The sequence below is a fragment of the Acidisoma silvae genome (assembly GCF_020618775.1).
In the GTDB taxonomy this organism is placed as follows: domain Bacteria; phylum Pseudomonadota; class Alphaproteobacteria; order Acetobacterales; family Acetobacteraceae; genus Acidisoma; species Acidisoma silvae.
The window spans coordinates 1-452 of record NZ_JAESVB010000082.1 but is presented as its reverse complement, the minus strand read 5'-3'; the positions used below and the strand labels follow the sequence as shown (position 1 = coordinate 452).

The following is a 452-nucleotide window of genomic DNA, read 5'->3' as shown; positions in this document are numbered from 1 at the left end:
TTGGTGTGGTAATTTCGCGGAATAACAGTCGGATGCGGACGCTGGTCTTGGATGATTTGTTTTCGGGCCGGCATTTTGATCGTGAGATCATCATTCTCTGTATTCGGTGGTATTTGCGTTTCAAGCTCAGTTTCCGCGATTTGGTAGAGATGATGGAGGAGCGCGGCCTACCGATGGCGCATACCACCATCATGCGATGGGTGCGCCGCTATATACCCGAATTCGAACGACGCTGGCAGCGCTTTGCTATTCCGGCCGGGCAATCATGGAGGGTTGACGAAACCTATATCAAGGTCCGGGGAGAATGGGTGTATCTTTATCGGGCGGTTGATAGGTATGGCCAAACCGTGGATTTCCGTCTGAGCCGCCGGCGCGATGTGGCCGCTGCCAAAGCGTTCTTAAACAAAGCGATCAAACGCCAAGGATCTGCGCCGCGGACAATCACGTTGGAC

At 53.8% G+C, this 452-nt stretch carries 1 protein-coding gene; it reads left to right on the top strand.

All coding sequences use genetic code 11. From position 1 onward, the window contains the following. Positions 1 to 32 precede the first annotated feature (32 nt). A partial coding sequence (locus tag ASILVAE211_RS25905; protein WP_227324226.1) for an IS6 family transposase occupies positions 33 to 452 on the top strand: 420 nt, incomplete at its 3' end.